We start from the raw sequence: 17074 nt of genomic DNA, 5'->3' as shown, positions 1-17074 counted from the left end.
GCGGCGAGGGCGGCGCGCCGGCCTGCGCCGTCGGCGGCGGGCCGCAGCGCCACGATCGCGGGGGCCTCGCCCGGCAGGGTGCGGAGCGTGGCGGCAAGGCGCTCGATCTCGGCGCCGGCCAGCCCGGCCCCGAGCACCGCGAGATCCGGGGCGTCCGCCCGTGTGAGCGCGCGCGCCTCGTCCGCGTCGGCGGCGAGGACCGGGTCGGGGAAGGTGCCCGCGAGCCGCGCGCGCAAGGCGATGCGGCGGGTTGTTTCCGGCTCGACGATGAGCAATCTGCCCGGCATGCTCGCTCCTCGCGCGGTTGCGGCGCGCTTGTCTTTCCTAATGCCCACTCTTTATGAAACTGGTTAAGAAAATCTTTCGGTAGGAGGATCGGCATGGCGATGANACTGGTTAAGAAAATCTTTCGGTAGGAGGATCGGCATGGCGATGAGCGACGACGCGGCAGAGGCGCTCGCCGCGGAGGCGCTGGCGTGGCTTGCCGCCGATGCGGATCTTCTGGGCGTGTTCATGGGGGCCACTGGGCTGGACGCCGACACGCTGCGGAGCGAGGCCGACCGCCCCGAGACGCTGGCCGCCGTCCTCGACTTCCTGCTGATGGACGATCTCTGGGTGACCGCCTTCTGCGAGGCCACCGGCCATCCCTGCACGCGCCCGGCCGAGGCGCGGGCGCGGCTTCCCGGCGGCACGCAGGTGCACTGGACATGACCGCGCGGCGCGCCGACGCGGTGCTGTTCGACAAGGACGGCACTCTGTTCGGATTCGAGGCGACCTGGGGCCCCTGGGCCGAGCAGGTGATCGGCGCGCTGTCGGGCGGCGCGCCGGCGCGGGCGACCGTTCTGGCCCGCGCGGTGGGCTACGACCTGACGGCCGGGGCCTTCCTGCCCGAAAGTCCCGTGATCGCGGGCACCAACCGCGAGGCGGCCGAACTGCTGGCCGCGGCGCTTCCGGGCGCGGACCCCGCCGCGCTCGAACTCTGGCTGGCCGATCGCGCCGCCGAGGCGCCGCTCTCGGAGGCGGTGCCGCTCGCGCCGCTGATGCAGGCGCTCGGGGCGGCGGGTATGACCCTCGGCGTCATGACGAACGACAGCGAGGCCTCGGCGCGCGCGCATCTAGCCGCGGCGCGGGTGGAGCAGGCCTTCGCCTTCGTGGCGGGGGCAGACAGCGGTCATGGCGCCAAGCCCGCGCCGGGGCCGCTTCTCGCCTTCGCGCGTGCGGCGGGGGTCGCGCCATCGCGGGTGGTGATGGTCGGCGACAGCCCGCACGATCTGCATGCCGGGCGCGCGGCGGGCATGCAGACGGTGGCGGTGCTGACCGGGCCGGCGGGCGAGGCGTCGCTCGCACCGCTCGCCGATGTCGTTCTGCCCGATATCGGGCATCTGCCGGCGTGGCTTGGCCTCGGCACGGCCTGACGGCGTGCGCCGCGGCGGCCGCCTGACGGGGTGCGGGCTAGTTCAGACGCGGCCGGCGCGACGGCGTCGCTGTCGCGCCCGTGCCGGGATCGCGGTTGTCGTTGCAGGGCAGCGCCCGCCACATCCCCACCACGACCTCGTCTTCCGTCGAAAGTGGCCCGAGCGGCACGACGAAATCTCCGAAGAGCGTCATCAGGATGTCCTCTGCCGGGCAGCGTCCCCTTGGCCCGAACGGGTCGTAGGCCCGCCTCGCACAGGGCGGATCGCGCAGGATACGCACCACCCCGTCGGCGGTGCGCAGAAGCCGCCAATCCGGAGCGAGCCTTTCCTGTCCGACGACCACCGTCACGATCCGTGCGCCTTTCCCCGGTCATTCCCAACCTGAACGATAGCCGCCCGTTGCGGCGAAAGGATGATCGGATCGCGCCCGTCCGGGGGCGTTTCCGGGCACGCGACCGCGCGATGGGTGCCCTTGCGTCACGGCATCGCCGCATTCCGGAGCGGGATGAAGAATCGCGACCATATCCGTCGCAAACCGGCACGACCGGGCCGCGCGCGGCGTTTCTTCTGGCCCGGTCACCGGCAGGAGGGACCCATGGCCTCGAGCATGCCCAGACCCACCGAGACCCTCGCGCCCGAGCGCCGCCGCCGCGGCGGCGGGCGCGCGGGCAACGCTGCACGACGCGGCACCGCCGTGATCGAGCAGATGCCCTGGCGGCTGCCCGTGAACATCGACCGCCCCACGGAACCGCTGAGCGAGGACGGCGTTCAGGCCATTCATGACGGCGCCATGCGCATCCTCGAGGAGATCGGGATCACCTTCCTCAATCCCGAGGCGGTGGACATTCTCGCCCGGGCGGGCTGCACGGTGAGCGGCCAGAACGTGCGCATGGGCCGCGACATGGTGATGGAGATGGTGGCGAGAGCGCCCCGCCAGTGGGACATCACGCCGCGCAACCCCGAGCGGCGCATCACCATGGGCGGCAAGCACATCCTCTTCGGCAACGTCTCCTCTCCGCCGAACTACTGGGACATGGAGATCGGCCGGAAGGTGCCCGGCACCCGCGAGCAATGCGCCCACCTGCTGAAGCTCACGCAGTACTTCAACTGCATCCATTTCGCCGGCGGCTATCCCGTCGAGCCGGTGGATCTGCACGCGTCGGTGCGCCACCTCGACGTGCTCTTCGACAAGCTCACGCTCACCGACAAGGCGATGCATGCGTATGCGCTGGGCGCCGAGCGGGTGGACGACGTGATGGAGATGGTACGCATCGCCGGCGGTCACTCGCACGAGGCGTTCGAGTCCGGGCCGAAGATGTACACCAACATCAACTCGACCTCGCCCCTGAAGCATGACCACCCGATGATGGATGGCTGGATGCGCCTTGCCCGGCGCAATCAGGGCCTCGTGGTCACGCCCTTCACGCTGGCTGGCGCGATGGCGCCGGTGACCATGGCGGGGGCAGTGTCGCTGAGCCTCGCCGAGGCGCTTTCGGCCGTGGTTCTGGCGCAGGTCATCCGCCCCGGCGCCTGCGTGGCGATCGGCACCTTCACCTCGAACGTGGACATGAAGTCGGGCGCGCCCGCCTTCGGCACGCCGGAATACATGAGGGCCACCCAGATGACCGGCCAGCTCGCGCGGTTCTACGGCCTGCCGATGCGCGCCTCGGGCGTCTGCGCGGCCAACGTGCCCGACGGGCAGGCGATGTGGGAGACCTCCAACAGCCTGTGGTCGGCGGTGCAGTCGGGGGCCAACATGGTCTACCACGCCGCGGGCTGGCTCGAGGGCGGGCTGATCGCGAGCCCCGAGAAATTCGTGATGGACTGCGAGATCCTGCAGATGATCCAGCGCTACATGGAGCCCGAGATCTGCGCCACAGGACCCGAACAGATCGCCTTCGACGCCGTGGCGGAGGTGGGCGACCAGGGCCATTTCTTCGGCATCCAGCATACCCAGGATCGCTACACCACGGCCTTCTACCAGCCCTTCGTCTCGGACTGGAAGAATTACGAGGCGTGGGAAGCCGCGGGCGCAGTCTGGACCGCCGAGCGCGCGCACCGCGTCTTCAAGGAGATCATCGGCAGCTTCGAGGCCCCGCCGATGGACGCGGCGGTGCGCGAGGAGCTCGAGGCCTTCGTCAGCCTCCGCAAGGCCGAGGGCGGCGCGCCCACCGATTTCTGACCCGGCGGCGGCGCGCGGCCGCCGGGCTTGACACCACCGCGGGGGCGGGGCGGAGTGGCGGCCATGACCGTGCACCCCAGCGATCTCGGCCCGGAAGACCTTGGCGCGCTCGCCGACTGGCGCCGCGCCCTTCACCGCCGACCGGAGCTCTCGGGCGCGGAGGCGGAGACCGCCGCGGCCGTGGCCCGGATGCTCGCCGCGCAGGGGCCCGACCGGATATGGACGGGGCTCGGCGGGCACGGCGTGGCCGCTACGTGGGCCGGGGCGGCGCCGGGCCCCGCGATTCTGGTCCGCGCGGAACTCGACGCGCTGCCGATCGCCGAGGAAAGCAGCGCGCCGCATGTCTCGGAATTCTCGGGGCGGGCCCATCTCTGCGGCCATGACGGGCACATGGCGATCCTCGCCGGGCTGGCGCGGCGTCTCGGCCGGGTCCGTCCCGCGCGCGGCCGCGCGATCCTTCTCTTTCAGCCCGCCGAGGAGACGGGCGCGGGGGCGGCGGCCGTGCTCGCCGATCCGCGCTTCGCAGAGATCGCGCCGGACATGGCGGTGGCGCTTCACAACCTGCCGGGCCTGCCGCGCGGCGCGGTCCGGGTGGCGCCCGGCCCGGCCTGCTGCGCGTCGCGGGGGATGCGGATCAGGCTGCGCGGCCGCGAGGCCCACGCCTCCAGCCCCGAGACCGGCCTGTCACCCGCCCCGGCCCTGTCGCGCCTGCTGCAAGAACTGCCCGCGCTTTGCGCCGGGGCAGGCCCCGCGGACCCGGGCTTTCGCATGGTCACGCTCACCCATGCGCGGATGGGCGCGCCCGCCTTCGGCATCTCCCCCGGGCGCGCCGAGCTTTTCGCCACGCTTCGCACCCGGGATGACGAAGAGATGGACGCGCTCGTGGAAGAGGCCCGGGCGCTGGCCGAGGCGGCGGCCGCGGGGCACGGCCTCATCCTGGATGTCGGGTGGGAGGATGTCTTCGCCGCCTGCGTGAACGCGCGGGAACCGGCCCGGGCCCTCGCGCGCGGCGCGGCGGCCGCAGGCCTCTCGGTTTCGGACGACGGGCTGCCCATGCGGTTTTCCGAGGATTTCGGCCGTTTCGGCGCGGCGGCGCCCGGCGCGCTTCTGCTGCTGGGCGCCGGGGCAGACCAGCCGCCGCTTCACGACGCGGGCTACGATTTCCCCGACGCGCTCATCGCCGAGGGCGTGGCCCTGTTCTCGGAGGTCCTCGACGATCTGCTGGGGCGTGCCGATGGCGGCTGACCGGCGCCTCCGGCGCGTCGCGCTCGCGGGCCTCGGGGGCGCGGCGGGCGTCGCGGGGTGGCTTCTGCTCGACGTCTTCCGCGACGCCTTCGCCGAACCCCGGCTGCACCTCGTGTCGGTCATCGCCGCGGCGGGCTGGTTCGGGCTCACGCTGCTCTTCACCGGCCCGTTGGGGTTTCGGCGCGCCGCGGCGGGGGCGGCGGCGCTCGCGGTCCCGGCCGCGGCGCTCATGTGGTGGGCGGCGCTGGGTTTCGTCTCCGTCCCGCAAACCCTGCTGGCGGGCCATCCGCTCGTCGCGCTCGGCCTTTACGGCGGCTTCGGAGCGCCGGTCGCGCTGGCCGGGCTCGCGGCGCCAGGCGGCTGGCGCGATCCCGCGGCGGTCTTCGACGCGGTCTGGTCGATCGCTATGCGGACGGCGGCCGCGGCGGTGTTCCTCGGGCTGGCCTGGGCGGTGATCGGCCTGTCCGACGCGCTTCTGGGTCTCGTGGGCGTCGATGCGATCGACCGGATCCTCGAGATCGACCCGGTGCCGTGGATTTTCAGCGGCGCGGCGATCGGGCTCGGCCTTGCCGTCGCCGAGGACTACGCGGCGCTTCTGTCGCCGGTGCTTGTCTTGCGCCTTCTGCGGCTTCTCGTCCCGGCGCTTCTTCCGGTGGTGGCGGTTTTCGTGCTCGCCCTGCCGCTGCGGGGGCTCGGGATGCTTCTGGGCGGCCTGTCGCCCGCCCCGGTACTGATGTCGATGGCGGCGGCGGGCCTGGTCCTTGTCGCGGGGGCGGTGGATCGCGGCCCGCAGGACGAGGTGCGGGGCGCCGCGATGCGGGGCGCCACGCGGATGCTCGCGCTCCTGTTGCCGGTCCTCGCCGGCGCCGCGGCGCTGTCGATCGCGCAGCGGGTCGGGTCCTATGGCTGGACCCCGCCGCGCGTGACCGCGGCATTCGGGGCGGGGCTGCTTTTGGCCTGGACGCTCTCCTTCGCGCTTGCCGCATTGCCCGGCGGCGACTGGCCGGCACGGCTTCGGCGCGCGGCCGTCGTGCTGATGCCCGCAAGCGCGGTGATCGGCGCGCTCTGGCTGACCCCGCTTGTCGCGCCCGAGCGGTGGTCGGCGCAAAGCCAGCTCGTCCGGTACCAGCAAGCGCGCCTGCCGCTCGACGAGGTGCCGCTGTGGGAGATGGCGCATGAGTGGGGAAAACCCGGCGCGCGGGCGGTCACGCACCTGTCCGCGCTTGCGGAGGAGCGCGACGGTGCGGCGCTCCGGACAAGGCTTGCCGCGCTAGAGGAGGCGGAGGGACCGCGCGGCTTCGCGAGAACGATCGAACGCGCCGAGGCGGAGGCGCTCGCCGCGGCGCTGGCGGGCGTGATGCCGGTGCTTGGCGACGCCGAGCTTCCCCAAGGCGCGCTCGCGGCGCTTCCGTCCGCGGTGCTGCGCGACTGGCAGGACGCCTGCGCCCGGCGCGACGCCGAGGGCCGGCCGGGCTGCGCGCTGCTGGCCGCGCGGCTGCGCGCGGGCGAGGGGCCCGCGCAGGTGCTCGCCTTCCTTCGCAGCGCGGACGGCCCTGTGGAGGTGCGCGCCTACGACCTTCACGACGGCGGGTTGCGGCCTGCCGGTGCGGCACGGGATCTTGCCGCCGGCACACCCGCCATCCTTCCCGCCGATGCGCTGGACACCCTTCGGCAGGGCGGTTTCGAGCTCGTGCCCAGCGGTGCGCGCGCCCTGTCGATCGGCGGCCGACGCCTCGTTCCGGACAATTGAACGCGTTCGGGAAATCTTAAGCCGCGAGCGGCATCCTCGCCGCGGTTTCACCGGCGCGGGACGCGGAATGCATGGTCTGATCAACCGGGCGATACAATCGTTCATAATCGACACCTATGGCGCATCGCGGTGGGACGGGATCGCGCACCGCGCCGGGCTGGAAATGGCCGGGTTCGAGGCGATGCTGAGCTACGATCCGGCGCTCGCGCCGCGCATTCTCTCTGCGGCGGAGGATGTGCTGGACAAGCCGCGCGAGGCGTTGCTCGAGGATCTGGGAACCTACCTCGTCTCCCACCGCAACACCGAGGCGCTGCGCCGGCTGATGCGCTTCGGCGGCGACAGCTTTCTCGACTTCCTCCATTCGCTGGACGATCTGCCCGAGCGGGCGCGCCTCGCCGTGGCCGACCTCGACCTGCCCGAACTCGAACTGGCCGAGCGGGGATCCGGCCGGTTCCGCCTGTCCTGCCGCGGCGGGCCTGCGGGCGTCGGGCATGTTTTCGTCGGGCTTCTGCGCGCCATGGCGGACGACTACGGCGCGCTCGCCTACCTCGAACTCGCCCTCGCATCCGACGAGGAAGACATCATCGACATCACGCTCTACGAATCCTCCTTCGCCGAGGGGCGGCGCTTCGACCTCGGCGCGCAAGCGCTCTGAAACGGATGCGGTTTCCGGACGGGATACTGGATGCGCTCTGCCCGATGCACGCGCGGCTCGACCCCGATGGACGCGTCGCGCATGCCGGCCCGACCCTCGCGAAGCTCTTTCCCGACGCGTCGCTGGCCGGCCGGCGCTTTCTCGACCTCTTTGAGGTGACCCGCCCGCGCGCCATGCAGGACATGGACGAACTCATGGCCATGGCCTCCACGAAGCTGCACCTGCGGCGCTGCGCGGCGCCGCACACCAAGCTGAAAGGCGTGCTGGTGGCCCTGCCGGGCGGCGATGGCGCCGTCGTCAACCTGTCCTTCGGGATCTCGATCCTCGACGGCGTGCGGGATTTCTCGTTGACCAGCGCCGATTTCGCGGCCACCGATCTCGCGGTGGAGATGCTCTACCTGATCGAGGCGAAATCCGCGGCGATGGAGGCATCGCGCAGGCTGAACCTGCGCCTTCAGGCCGCGCGCATCTCGGCCGAGGAACAGGCTTTCACCGACACCCTGACCGGCCTGAAGAACCGCCGCGCGCTGGAGCATGTGCTGGAACGCTTGGCCGCGGGCGGGGTGCGTTTCGCGCTCACGCAGATCGACCTCGATCATTTCAAGGACGTAAACGACACGCTGGGCCACCCGGCGGGGGACCAGGTGCTTCAGGTCGTGGCGCGTGTCCTGGTGGAAGAGACGCGCGCCCGCGATACGGTCGCGCGCATCGGCGGCGACGAATTCGTGCTCGTGCTCGAGGCTCCGAAAGACCGCGCCGCCGTCGCAGGTGTCGCACGGCGCATCATCGCTCGGCTCGCAAGGCCCATCGTCGTGGACGGCCGCGCGGCGCATATCGCGGCCAGTGCGGGCTCTGTCATGTCCGGGGACTATCCCCGGCCGGAGCCCGCGCGGATGCTCGCCGACGCCGATGCCGCGCTTTACGCCGCGAAGAACGCAGGGCGCGGCCGGCATCGTTTCGGCGCACCACGGGAGGCCGACAGCGGCTGACCCCGGGCCGCGGGCGCCGCGAACGACGGGCGCGGCCCGCCCCGTCGCCGGCAAGCGCCCCGCGGCGCCTGCGAAGGCTTGTTCCCGTGGCGGGCCGGCCGTCTTTCGTGACCGCGCAGCACACGCGGCAATTCCGCTGCGCCGGCACGGCGCTCCCCCGACACCAGCTTGCCGCGTCGGCAGTGCGCCGGTGCGCGCCGGCAGGTGTGGCGCTCGCGCCCCTGCGCCCGGCGGCGACACGCGTCCTGGCGGCGTGCCGCCTTCTCGCCACCCTCCAAGGCCCGGCGGGGTCCGGGTCAAGGCGGCGGTGGTCGACCGGGCGGCGGCATCGGCCCGCTCGATGCCGGGGCGATACACGAGATGGTGGCGGCGGCCTGCGAAGTGTTGCAGGAAAAGGGGCGTGGCGCGCGCGGTGCGTCGGTCAGGGCCGCGCGTCGCACGCGCCTGGCGGGCTGAGAGGGGGCGATTCATGGCACGGTTCAAGGCGGCGGTGTTCGACTGGGCGGGCACCACGATCGATTTCGGATCCTTCGCGCCGATGGCCGTTTTCGTCGAGGCGTTCCGCCGCTTCGGGTTTGAGGCGAGCGTGGCACAGGCCCGCGCACCCATGGGCGCGGCGAAGCGGGACCATGTCCGGGCCATGCTGGAGATGCCCGGGATCGCCGATCAGTGGCAGGCGCGCTTCGGCCACGCGCCGCGGGCGGCCGACGCCGACAGCGTCTACGAGGTCTTCGTGCCGATGAACGAGGAGGTCGTCGCGGATTACGCCACCCTCGTGCCCGGCACCTTCGAGACCGTCGAAAACCTGCGGGCGCGCGGCATGAAGATCGGCTCCACCACGGGCTACACCCGCTCGATCATGGAGCGGGTTCTGCCCAGGGCGGCCGAACAGGGCTACGCCCCCGACAATCTCGTCTGCGCCGACGACCTGCCCGAGGGGCGGCCCGGCCCGCTCTGCATGTATCAGTGCTTCATCGACCTTGTCGTTCATCCGCCCGGGGCCGTGATCAAGGTGGACGACACCGCGCCCGGCATCGCCGAAGGCGTGGCGGCGGGCTGCGTCACCGTGGGCGTGGCGCTTTCGGGCAACGCGGTCGGGTGCACGCCCGGGGAACTCGCCGCGATGCACGCGCACGAGGTGGCGCGGCTGCGCGCGGGCGCCACGGTAATGCTGAAGGAGGCAGGCGCCGATCACGTCATCGACACGGTGGCGGACCTGCCCGCGCTTCTCGACCGGCTGGAGGTGGCGTGATGCGGCCCAACATCCTTTTCATCACCGCCGACCAGTGGCGCGGCGACACGCTGGGCGCGCTCGGTCATGTCGTGCGGACCCCCGCGGTCGACCGGCTGGCGGAGGAGGCCACGCTCTTCGCGCGGCATTACGCCACCTGCGCGCCCTGCTCGCCGGCGCGCGCGTCGCTCTATACCGGGCTCTACCAGATGAACCACCGGGTGGTGTGGAACGGCGCGGGGCTCGACGCGCGTTTCGACAACCTCGCGCTCGCCGCCCGGCGCGCGGGCTACCTGCCCACCCTCTTCGGCTACACCGACACCGCGCCCGATCCCCGCCACCTCGCGCCGGCCGACCCCGCGCTTGCCACGTTCGAAGGCGTGCTGCCGGGGTTCCGGGTACGGCTCAACCTCGACGATGCGGAGCGGCCATGGGTGAGCTGGCTCGGCGCGCGGGGCCATGACATCTCTGACCCGGGCGCGATGCACCGGGTGCCGCCCGAGGAGGGCGCGCGCATCTCGCGCCGTCCGCCGGTCTATTCGAGCGAGGAGACCCAGACGGCCTTCCTCGCCGATGCCTTCCTTCAGTGGCGGGCCGAGCAGCCCATCGACCGGCCCTGGTTCGCGCATCTGAGCTTCCTGCGCCCGCACCCGCCCTTCGCCGTGCCCGAGCCCTATGCCTCTATGTATGGCGAGGAGGAGGGGCCGGAATTCGCGCGTCACGCCGACCCGGATGCCGAGGCCGCGCAGCATCCCTTCGTGGCGGCGATACAAGGCTACCAGCAGCTTTCGGATTTCGTGGAAGGCGGCGCGGGACGGGCACGGGACCTCACGCCGCGCGATTTCGCGCGGCTCCGCGCGCTCTACCACGGTCTCGTCTCGGAAGTGGACGCGCAGTGCGGCCGGATCTTCGAGGCGCTTCGCGCGGCGGGGCAGTGGGAGGAGACGGTGATCGTCTTCACCTCCGACCACGGCGAGATGATGGGCGACCACTGGATGCTGGGAAAGGGTGGCTTCTTCCCGCAAAGCTACCATATCCCGCTGCTCATGCGGATCCCCGGGAGGGGCGCCGGGCGAGTGGAGGCGTTCACCTCGGCCGCCGACATCTTCCCCACGCTCTGCGATCTCATGGGCGTGGCGCCCGGCCATGCCCCGGACGGCGCCTCGCTGACGCCCTTTCTCGACGGGCAGGCGCCCCGCCGCTGGCGCGCGGCCGCGCTCTGGGAGTTCGATTTCCGCCTGCTTCTGGGCGAGGACGCAGCGCGCTTCGGCCTCGCCCCGGAGGATTGCGTGCTCCAATGCCGGATGGACGGGCGGCACCTCTACATGGCAAGCCCCGGCCTGCCGCATGCGCTCTACGATCTGGAGGAGGATCCCGACTGCCTGGTGAACCGCGCGGCGGACCCCGCGCTCGCGCCCGCGCGGCTTTCCCAGGCCGAGGCGCTTCTCGCCGATCGCGCGCGGCTCATGGACCGCACGCTCGCGAGCCGCGCCGTCTGGGACTTCTACGCCGGCTGATCCGCGCCCGAGGCGGCCATCGCCGCGGCGACGGCCCGTTTCCACGCCGCGTATCTCGCCGCCCGGGTCTTGTCGCCCATGGCGGGCGCGAAGCGGCGATCCCGCGCCCAGGCCGCCATCGCCTCTTCTGGGCCGGGATAAAGCCCGGCCCGGTGGCCGGCGAGCCAGGCCGCCCCGAGCGCCGTCGTCTCGAGCACCTCGGCGCGATCCACCGGCGCGCCGGTGATGTCGGCCAGGAACTGCATCGTCCAGTCGCTCGCGCTCATGCCGCCGTCGACCCGCAGCACCGCCTCCCCGGCCTCGGGCCAGTCGGCCTGCATCGCCTCCAGGAGGTCGCGGGTCTGGAAGCCCACGCTTTCCAGCGCCGCGCGGGCAAGCTCCGCCGGGCCGGAGTTCCGCGTGAGCCCGAAGATCGCGCCCCGGCAGTCCGGCGCCCAGTAGGGCGCGCCGAGCCCGGTGAAGGCCGGGACGAGCACGACCCCGCTCTCGGGATCCGCCGCCTCGGCCAGGGGCTGCGTCTCCTCGGCGCGGCGCACGAGTCCCAGCCCGTCGCGGAGCCATTGCACCACCGCGCCCGCGATGAAGATCGAGCCCTCGAGCGCGTAGGTCGTCCGCCCGTTCAGCCGCGCCGCGACGGTCGTCAGCAGCCGGTTGCGCGACGCCACCGGCGTCTCGCCCGTGTTGAGAAGCGCGAAGCAGCCCGTCCCGTAGGTGGATTTCACCATGCCGGGCGCGAAACAGGCCTGCCCCATGGCCGCCGCCTGCTGGTCGCCCGCCACGCCGAGGATCGGGATCGGCCGCCCGAAAAGGTCCGCCCGGGTCTCGCCGAAATCGTCCGCGCAGTCGCGGACCTCGGGCAGAACGGCCTCGGGGATGTCGAAGAGCGCGCAGAGCTCCGCGGACCATTCGCCCGCGTGGATGTCGTAGAGCATGGTGCGCGCGGCGTTGGTGGCGTCGGTCGCGTGGACCTTGCCGCCGGTGAGGTTCCAGAGAAGCCAGCTGTCCACCGTGCCGAAGGCCAGCTCGCCGCGCGCGGCCCGCGACCGCGCGCCTTCCACGTTGTCGAGAAGCCAGGCGAGCTTCGTGGCCGAGAAATAGGGATCGAGCAGAAGTCCCGTCCGCGCGGTGACGGCGGCCTCGTGGCCCGCCGCGGCAAGCGCGCGGCAGGCGGGCGCGGTCCGCCGGTCCTGCCAGACGATGGCGGGGTAAAGCGGCTTGCCGCTGGCGCGGTCCCATAAAAGCGTGGTCTCGCGCTGGTTCGTCAGCCCGAGCGCGGCGATGTCGCCGGCGTGCAGTCCGGCCTGCTCGATCGCGGCGCGCGCCGTGGCCGCGGCGGTCGACCACAGGTCGAGGGGGTCATGCTCAACCCAGCCCGGGGCGGGGTAGCTTTGTGGAAACTCCTGGCTCGCCTGGGCGACGGGGCGGCGGGCTTCGTCGAAGACCACGGCGCGTGTGGAGGTGGTGCCCTGGTCGGTGGCGAGAACGTGGCGCATGGGTCCCTACTCCGCGGCCGCGGCCGCCCCACGGGCCGCGCGCATCCAGTCGTCGAGCGCCGCGATCTGGTCGGGCGAGAGCCGCAGGCCCAGTTTGGAGCGCCGCCAGACCACATCCTCCGCCGTCATGGCGAATTCGCGGGCCATGAGCCAGGCGACCTCCGCCTCCGTGAGCGTGGCGCCGAAGGACCGGCCGAGGTCCTCGGCGCACCGCGCGGTGCCGAGGATCGTCTCGGCGTCGGTGCCGTAGGCGCGGAAAAGCCGCCGCGCCCCGTCGTCCGCAAGGAATGGATACGCGGCGCGCAGCGCGGCGATCCGCGCCTCGACCTCGTCGAGCGGAAGATCGCCGCCGGGCAGCGGCGCGCCCGCCGTCCAGGGACGGCCCATCGCAGGCAGGTCGGGCGCGAGCCGCGCCAGCGCCGCCTCGGCGAGACGCCGGTAGGTGGTGATCTTGCCGCCGAACACGCTGAGCAGCGGCGCGCCGACGGCCGTGTCGAGATCGAGAACGTAGTCGCGCGTCGCCGCGGTGTCCGAGGCCGCGCCGTCGTCGTAAAGCGGCCGGACGCCCGCGAAGCGCCAGACGATGTCGTCCCGCGACACCGGCGCGCGGAACCAGCGGTTCACGAAGGCCAGAAGGTAGTCGGCCTCCGCCTCGGTGCAGACCGGGGCGGTATCGGCGTCGGGGTGCGGCGCGTCGGTGGTGCCGATCAGGGTGAAGTCGCGCTCGTAGGGCAGGGCGAAGACGATGCGCCCGTCCTCGCCCTGCAGGAAGTAGGCCCTGTCGTGGTCGAAGAGGCGGCGGGTGACGATGTGGCTGCCGCGCACGAGGCGCACGCGCGCCGCGGCGTTGCGCCCGATCGCGCCCGACAGCACCTCCGCCGCCCAGGGCCCGGCGGCGTTGACGAGGGCGCGGGCGCGGACCTCGCGCGCCGCGCCGGTCCGCGTGCAGCGCAGGCGGACCCGCCAGAAACCGTCCACGGCCCGTGCCTCCACGACTTCCTGCCGGGGCCAGATGCGGGCGCCGAGGCGCACGGCGTCGCGCGAGTTGAGCGCGACGAGACGGCTATCCTCCACCCAGACGTCGGAATACTCGAAGGCGCGGCCGAGGCCGGGCCGCAGCGCCGCGCCCGCCGGGTCGCGCGCAAGGTCGAGCGCACGGCTCGCCGGCAGCACCTTCCGCCCGCCCATCGCGTCGTAAAGCAGAAGCCCCGCGCGGATCATCGCGGCCGGCCGCCGCCCCCGCGCCCAGGGCATGAGGCGGCCGAGCCAGCGCCCCGCGGGCGTGTCCGCGCCGACGCGCAGCGCCGGGTCCACCGGCAGCACGAAGCGCATGGGCCAGGCGATATGCGGCATGGCGGCGAGCAGGGTCTCGCGCTCGGCCAGCGCCTCGCGCACGAGGCGGAACTCGAAATATTCCAGGTAGCGCAGCCCGCCGTGAAAGAGCTTCGTCGAGGCCGAGGAGGTCGCGCCGCCGATGTCGCCCTTCTCTGCGAGCCCGACCGACAGACCCCGCCCGGCTGCATCCCGCGCGATCCCGCACCCGTTCACGCCCCCGCCCACGACAAAGAGATCGAGAACGTGGTCGTCGGACGTCATGGGCGGCATCGGAAACCTCGCGGCGGGCGCGCGAAAGCTGAACCACGAAGCATGCGCGCGGGTCAATGGGCGTCGGCGTTAGGGAGCGGGGATGAAGGCGCTGGCAGCCCGTAGGGGAATCGAACCCCTCTTTCCAGGTTGAAAACCTGGCGTCCTAACCGATAGACGAACGGGCCTTGGCCAAGCGTGACGGGTGAATAGGAAAACCGGCGCGGGCTTGCAAGGGGAAAATGTGCCGTTCCGGCCTGCGCGGCGCTCGCCCTCGGGGCGCGGCTCAGGCGCCCGCGAAGGCGGCATCCTCGAGGCGAAGCTGCACCGTCGACCGGCCGCGCCAGTGGTTCATTTCCAGCCGCCCCGCGACATGCACGCGGACGCCGCCATGGGCTTCGAGGCGCGGCCCGAGATCGCCGTCGAAGGCGCCGAAGGCGATGGCGTCGATCGTGCCGCCCATGCCGTCGGACAGCGAAAGCTTCAGATGCGTCTCGCCCACGCGCTTCGCGTGGCGGATGGCGAGGTCGGGAAAGGCGAATCGCGGCGCCGCCGCGCCGGCGCCGAAGGGGCCTGCCGCCTCGAGCGCCTCCACGAGTTCGGGCGTCGCCGCGCCGGGCATGAGCGTGCCGTCCAGCCTGAGCGCCCGCGGGCCCGCCGCGCCCGCGCCCTGCCGCGCGAGAAGTTCGGCGAGCCGTGCCATGGCGGGCTCGAGATGCTCCCGCGCCACCGTGAGGCCGGCCGCCATGCGATGCCCGCCGCCCTTGAGGAGAAGCCCCTCGGCGGCGAGCCTCTGCACCGCCGCGCCGAGATCGACGCCCGCGACGGACCGGCCGGAGCCCTTGCCCTCGCCGCCCTCGAGCCCGATCACCACCGCGGGCCGGTTGGCGGCCTCCTTGAGGCGCGAGGCGACGATGCCGACCACGCCCGGGTGCCAGCCCTCGCCCGCCGCCCAGACGAGCGGCGCGTCGAGCCCGCGCGCCTCGGCCTGGGCCATCGCGGAGGCGCGCACCGACGCCTCGATCCCGCGCCGTTCCTCGTTGAGCGCCTCGAGCCTGCGGGCGAGCGCCTCGGCCTCGGCCGCGTCGCGGGTGGCCAGAAGCCGGGCGCCCAGGTCGGCCTGTCCCACGCGTCCGCCCGCGTTGATCCGGGGCCCCAGCACGAAGCCCAGCGCGTAAGGATCCGGCGCGCGGTCGAGGCGCGCCACGTCGGCGAGCGCGACGAGGCCGGGGCGCTGCCGCCAGCCCATGATCTTCAGCCCCTGGCGCACCAGCGCGCGGTTGACGCCGGTGAGCGGCGCGACATCGGCCACGGTGGCGAGCGCCACGAGGTCGAGAAGCGGCACGAGGTCCGGCCCCTCGCGCCCCGCCGCGCGGAGCTGCCGGCCGGCCTCCACCAGCAGGAGGAAAACCACGGCGGCGGCGCAGAGATGCGCCAGGCGTCCGTCCTCATCCTGGCGGTTCGGGTTCACCACGGCATGAGCCGGCGGCAGCGTCTCTCCGGCGAGGTGATGGTCGAGCACGACGACATCCGCGCCTTCGGCGGCGGCCACGGGGTCGTGGCTGAGGGTGCCGCAGTCCACGCAGACGATCAGGTCGTGCTCGGCCGCGAGCGCGCGCATGGCCGGGACGTTGGGCCCGTAGCCCTCGTCGATGCGGTCGGGGACGTAAAGCGTGGCGCCGCGCCCCACAGCGGCGAGCCAGTCGAGGAGCAGCGCCGCCGAAGCGCCGCCATCCACGTCGTAATCGGCGAAGATCGCGATCCGCTCGCCCCGGGTCGCGGCCGAGACGATGCGCGCGGCCGCGCGCTCCATGTCGCGCAGGCCCTTCGGGTCGGGCAGAAGCTCGCGAAGCTGGGGCGACAGGTAGCCCTCGGCCGCCTCGGGCGCGACGGCGGCGCGCGCCAGCGTCGCGCAGACGGCGGGCGCGAGATCGGTGCGCTGGGCGATGGCCTCGGCCTGCCGGAGCAGTTCGGCGTCCGGCCCCTCCCAGCGGCGACCGGTCAGCGAGAGATCGATGCCGAGATAGGCGCTCACCGGGGCGTCTCCAGCAGATCCGCGACGGACAGGGCCTGCGCGAATTCGCCATGCAGATGGGCGACCGCCGCATCGTGGACGGCCTGGGGCGGCATCGGTTCGCCGCCGCACCAGCTCATGTCCGCATTGGTCGCGAAGGCCGCGCAGGCATCATGAGCGAGCCGGACGGAGAAGCCGAGATTGGCGGCCATGCGCGCGGTCGTGGAGACGCAATGCGGCGTGGTCAGGCCGCAAAGCACGAGATCCCGCACGCCGAGCCCCCGCAGGCGGTCCTCGAGCGTCGTTCCGATGAAGGCCGCGTTCACGGATTTCCCGATGACGGTCTCTCCCGCGACCGGCGCGACCTGCGGCTTGAACCGCGTGCCCGCCCCGGCGAGGGGGCTGCCCAGTTCGGTCGAGACGTGCCGGACATGCACGACCGGCTTCCGCCGCGCCCGCCACGCCGAAAGCAGGGCGGCCGCGCGCGCCTCGGCGTCCGGGTTGTTGCGCTCGCCCCAGCTCGCGGCGTCGAAACCGGTCTGGATGTCGATCAGGATGAGGGCTGCCGCCGGCATGCCTCAGCGCAGGGGAGAGCGGTAGCTCACCCGGCGCACGGACCCGGTGCGGGACCGCATGAGCACCGTCTCGGTCTCGACCCAGCCGGGGCGGCGCCGAATCCCGGGCAGGAGCGAGCCGTCGGTGACACCCGTGGCGGCGAAGATCACGTCCTCGCGCACCATGTCCCCCAGCGCGTAGACGCGGTTCAGGTCGGTGATGCCGGCGCGCGCGGCGCGCTCGCGCTCGTCGTCGTCGTGAAAGACGAGCCGCCCCAGGATCTGCCCGCCCATGCACCGAAGCGCGGCGGCGGCCAGCACCCCCTCGGGCGCGCCGCCGGTGCCCATGTACATGTCGATGCCGGTGATCTCCGCCTCGGCGCAGTGCATCACGCCCGCCACGTCCCCGTCGGTGATGAGCCGGATCGCCGCGCCCGTGGCCCGC

Annotated in this window: 16 protein-coding genes and 1 tRNA gene; 9 read left to right on the top strand and 8 right to left on the bottom strand. The window is 72.9% G+C overall.

What is annotated here, in order from left to right; genetic code table 11:
• Positions 1–287: hypothetical protein (locus tag AB6A66_RS17055; protein ID WP_371056827.1), on the bottom strand; the 287-nt coding region annotated here is incomplete at its 3' end.
• 139 nt (positions 288–426) lie between these two features.
• Between AB6A66_RS17055 and AB6A66_RS17050 the strand changes: the two genes are divergently transcribed.
• Positions 427–711, top strand: a complete 285-nt coding sequence (locus tag AB6A66_RS17050) for a DUF3572 domain-containing protein (protein WP_371036984.1) — start codon at positions 427–429, stop codon at positions 709–711.
• A complete protein-coding gene (locus tag AB6A66_RS17045; RefSeq protein ID WP_371036983.1) occupies positions 708–1415 on the top strand; it encodes an HAD family hydrolase in 708 nt (235 codons plus the stop codon). The genes AB6A66_RS17050 and AB6A66_RS17045 overlap by 4 nt, the downstream gene beginning before the upstream one ends.
• 37 nt (positions 1416–1452) lie before the next feature.
• Here AB6A66_RS17045 and AB6A66_RS17040 read toward each other — a convergent pair whose 3' ends face one another.
• Positions 1453–1764, bottom strand: coding sequence for a hypothetical protein (locus AB6A66_RS17040; RefSeq protein WP_371036982.1), 312 nt, complete (start codon positions 1762–1764; stop codon positions 1453–1455).
• Positions 1765–2010: 246 nt separating this feature from the next.
• Here AB6A66_RS17040 and AB6A66_RS17035 point away from each other — a divergent pair, with 246 nt between their 5' ends.
• The 7 genes from AB6A66_RS17035 (at position 2011) to AB6A66_RS17005 (ending at position 10984) form a co-directional block, all read left to right on the top strand.
• Positions 2011–3597: a trimethylamine methyltransferase family protein gene (locus tag AB6A66_RS17035; RefSeq protein ID WP_371056826.1), complete on the top strand. Its 1587-nt coding sequence runs from the start codon at positions 2011–2013 to the stop codon at positions 3595–3597.
• A 63-nt stretch (positions 3598–3660) separates the two neighbouring features.
• Positions 3661–4842, top strand: a complete 1182-nt coding sequence (locus tag AB6A66_RS17030) for an amidohydrolase (RefSeq protein ID WP_371056825.1) — start codon at positions 3661–3663, stop codon at positions 4840–4842.
• Positions 4832–6592, top strand: coding sequence for a hypothetical protein (locus tag AB6A66_RS17025; protein ID WP_371056824.1), 1761 nt, complete (start codon positions 4832–4834; stop codon positions 6590–6592). The genes AB6A66_RS17030 and AB6A66_RS17025 overlap by 11 nt, the downstream gene beginning before the upstream one ends.
• Before the next feature lie 67 nt (positions 6593–6659).
• Positions 6660–7247, top strand: a complete 588-nt coding sequence (locus tag AB6A66_RS17020; RefSeq protein WP_371036978.1) for a heme NO-binding domain-containing protein — start codon at positions 6660–6662, stop codon at positions 7245–7247.
• A 5-nt stretch (positions 7248–7252) separates the two neighbouring features.
• A complete protein-coding gene (locus AB6A66_RS17015) occupies positions 7253–8236 on the top strand; it encodes a diguanylate cyclase domain-containing protein (RefSeq protein WP_371056823.1) in 984 nt (327 codons plus the stop codon).
• 469 nt (positions 8237–8705) lie between these two features.
• The gene (gene phnX, locus AB6A66_RS17010; RefSeq protein ID WP_371056822.1) at positions 8706–9488 is read left to right on the top strand and encodes a phosphonoacetaldehyde hydrolase; all 783 of its coding nucleotides are present in this window, start codon (positions 8706–8708) and stop codon (positions 9486–9488) included.
• The gene (locus AB6A66_RS17005; protein ID WP_371056821.1) at positions 9488–10984 is read left to right on the top strand and encodes a sulfatase-like hydrolase/transferase; all 1497 of its coding nucleotides are present in this window, start codon (positions 9488–9490) and stop codon (positions 10982–10984) included. The genes phnX and AB6A66_RS17005 overlap by 1 nt, the downstream gene beginning before the upstream one ends.
• Here the strand turns inward: AB6A66_RS17005 and glpK are convergent.
• The 6 genes from glpK to AB6A66_RS16975 all read right to left on the bottom strand — a co-directional run.
• A complete protein-coding gene (gene glpK / locus AB6A66_RS17000; protein ID WP_371056820.1) occupies positions 10972–12477 on the bottom strand; it encodes a glycerol kinase GlpK in 1506 nt (501 codons plus the stop codon). The two genes, AB6A66_RS17005 and glpK, sit on opposite strands and share 13 nt — an antisense overlap.
• Before the next feature lie 6 nt (positions 12478–12483).
• Positions 12484–14082, bottom strand: a complete 1599-nt coding sequence (gene glpD / locus AB6A66_RS16995) for a glycerol-3-phosphate dehydrogenase (protein WP_371056819.1) — start codon at positions 14080–14082, stop codon at positions 12484–12486.
• A gap of 92 nt (positions 14083–14174) precedes the next feature.
• Positions 14175–14249: transfer RNA gene (locus AB6A66_RS16990), tRNA-Glu, on the bottom strand.
• Between the two features lie 98 nt (positions 14250–14347).
• Positions 14348–16096 (bottom strand): single-stranded-DNA-specific exonuclease RecJ, encoded by a 1749-nt coding sequence (recJ, locus tag AB6A66_RS16985; RefSeq protein WP_371056818.1) that lies wholly within the window; start codon positions 16094–16096, stop codon positions 14348–14350.
• A complete protein-coding gene (locus tag AB6A66_RS16980; protein ID WP_371056817.1) occupies positions 16093–16650 on the bottom strand; it encodes a cysteine hydrolase family protein in 558 nt (185 codons plus the stop codon). Before AB6A66_RS16980 ends, recJ begins: the two co-directional genes overlap by 4 nt.
• A 3-nt stretch (positions 16651–16653) precedes the next feature.
• Positions 16654–17074: fructose-bisphosphatase class II (locus tag AB6A66_RS16975; RefSeq protein ID WP_371056816.1), on the bottom strand; the 421-nt coding region annotated here is incomplete at its 5' end.

Source organism: Rhodosalinus sp. K401, assembly GCF_041365735.1.
In the GTDB taxonomy this organism is placed as follows: domain Bacteria; phylum Pseudomonadota; class Alphaproteobacteria; order Rhodobacterales; family Rhodobacteraceae; genus Rhodosalinus.
The sequence above is the reverse complement of the archived record's forward strand: the minus strand, read 5'-3'. Positions and strand labels throughout refer to the sequence as shown.

Excerpts from the sequence above, each read along its gene's own strand:
- AB6A66_RS17050 (WP_371036984.1), top strand. The coding sequence starts at position 427 with ATGGCGATGAGCGACGACGCGGCAGAGGCGCTCGCCGCGGAGGCGCTG.
- AB6A66_RS17035 (WP_371056826.1), top strand. The coding sequence starts at position 2,011 with ATGGCCTCGAGCATGCCCAGACCCACCGAGACCCTCGCGCCCGAGCGC.
- AB6A66_RS16980 (WP_371056817.1), bottom strand. The coding sequence starts at position 16,650 with ATGCCGGCGGCAGCCCTCATCCTGATCGACATCCAGACCGGTTTCGAC.
- phnX (WP_371056822.1), top strand. The coding sequence starts at position 8,706 with ATGGCACGGTTCAAGGCGGCGGTGTTCGACTGGGCGGGCACCACGATC.
- AB6A66_RS17030 (WP_371056825.1), top strand. The coding sequence starts at position 3,661 with ATGACCGTGCACCCCAGCGATCTCGGCCCGGAAGACCTTGGCGCGCTC.
- glpD (WP_371056819.1), bottom strand. The coding sequence starts at position 14,082 with ATGCCGCCCATGACGTCCGACGACCACGTTCTCGATCTCTTTGTCGTG.
- AB6A66_RS17025 (WP_371056824.1), top strand. The coding sequence starts at position 4,832 with ATGGCGGCTGACCGGCGCCTCCGGCGCGTCGCGCTCGCGGGCCTCGGG.
- glpK (WP_371056820.1), bottom strand. The coding sequence starts at position 12,477 with ATGCGCCACGTTCTCGCCACCGACCAGGGCACCACCTCCACACGCGCC.
- AB6A66_RS17015 (WP_371056823.1), top strand. The coding sequence starts at position 7,253 with ATGCGGTTTCCGGACGGGATACTGGATGCGCTCTGCCCGATGCACGCG.
- AB6A66_RS17020 (WP_371036978.1), top strand. The coding sequence starts at position 6,660 with ATGCATGGTCTGATCAACCGGGCGATACAATCGTTCATAATCGACACC.
- AB6A66_RS17005 (WP_371056821.1), top strand. The coding sequence starts at position 9,488 with ATGCGGCCCAACATCCTTTTCATCACCGCCGACCAGTGGCGCGGCGAC.
- AB6A66_RS17045 (WP_371036983.1), top strand. The coding sequence starts at position 708 with ATGACCGCGCGGCGCGCCGACGCGGTGCTGTTCGACAAGGACGGCACT.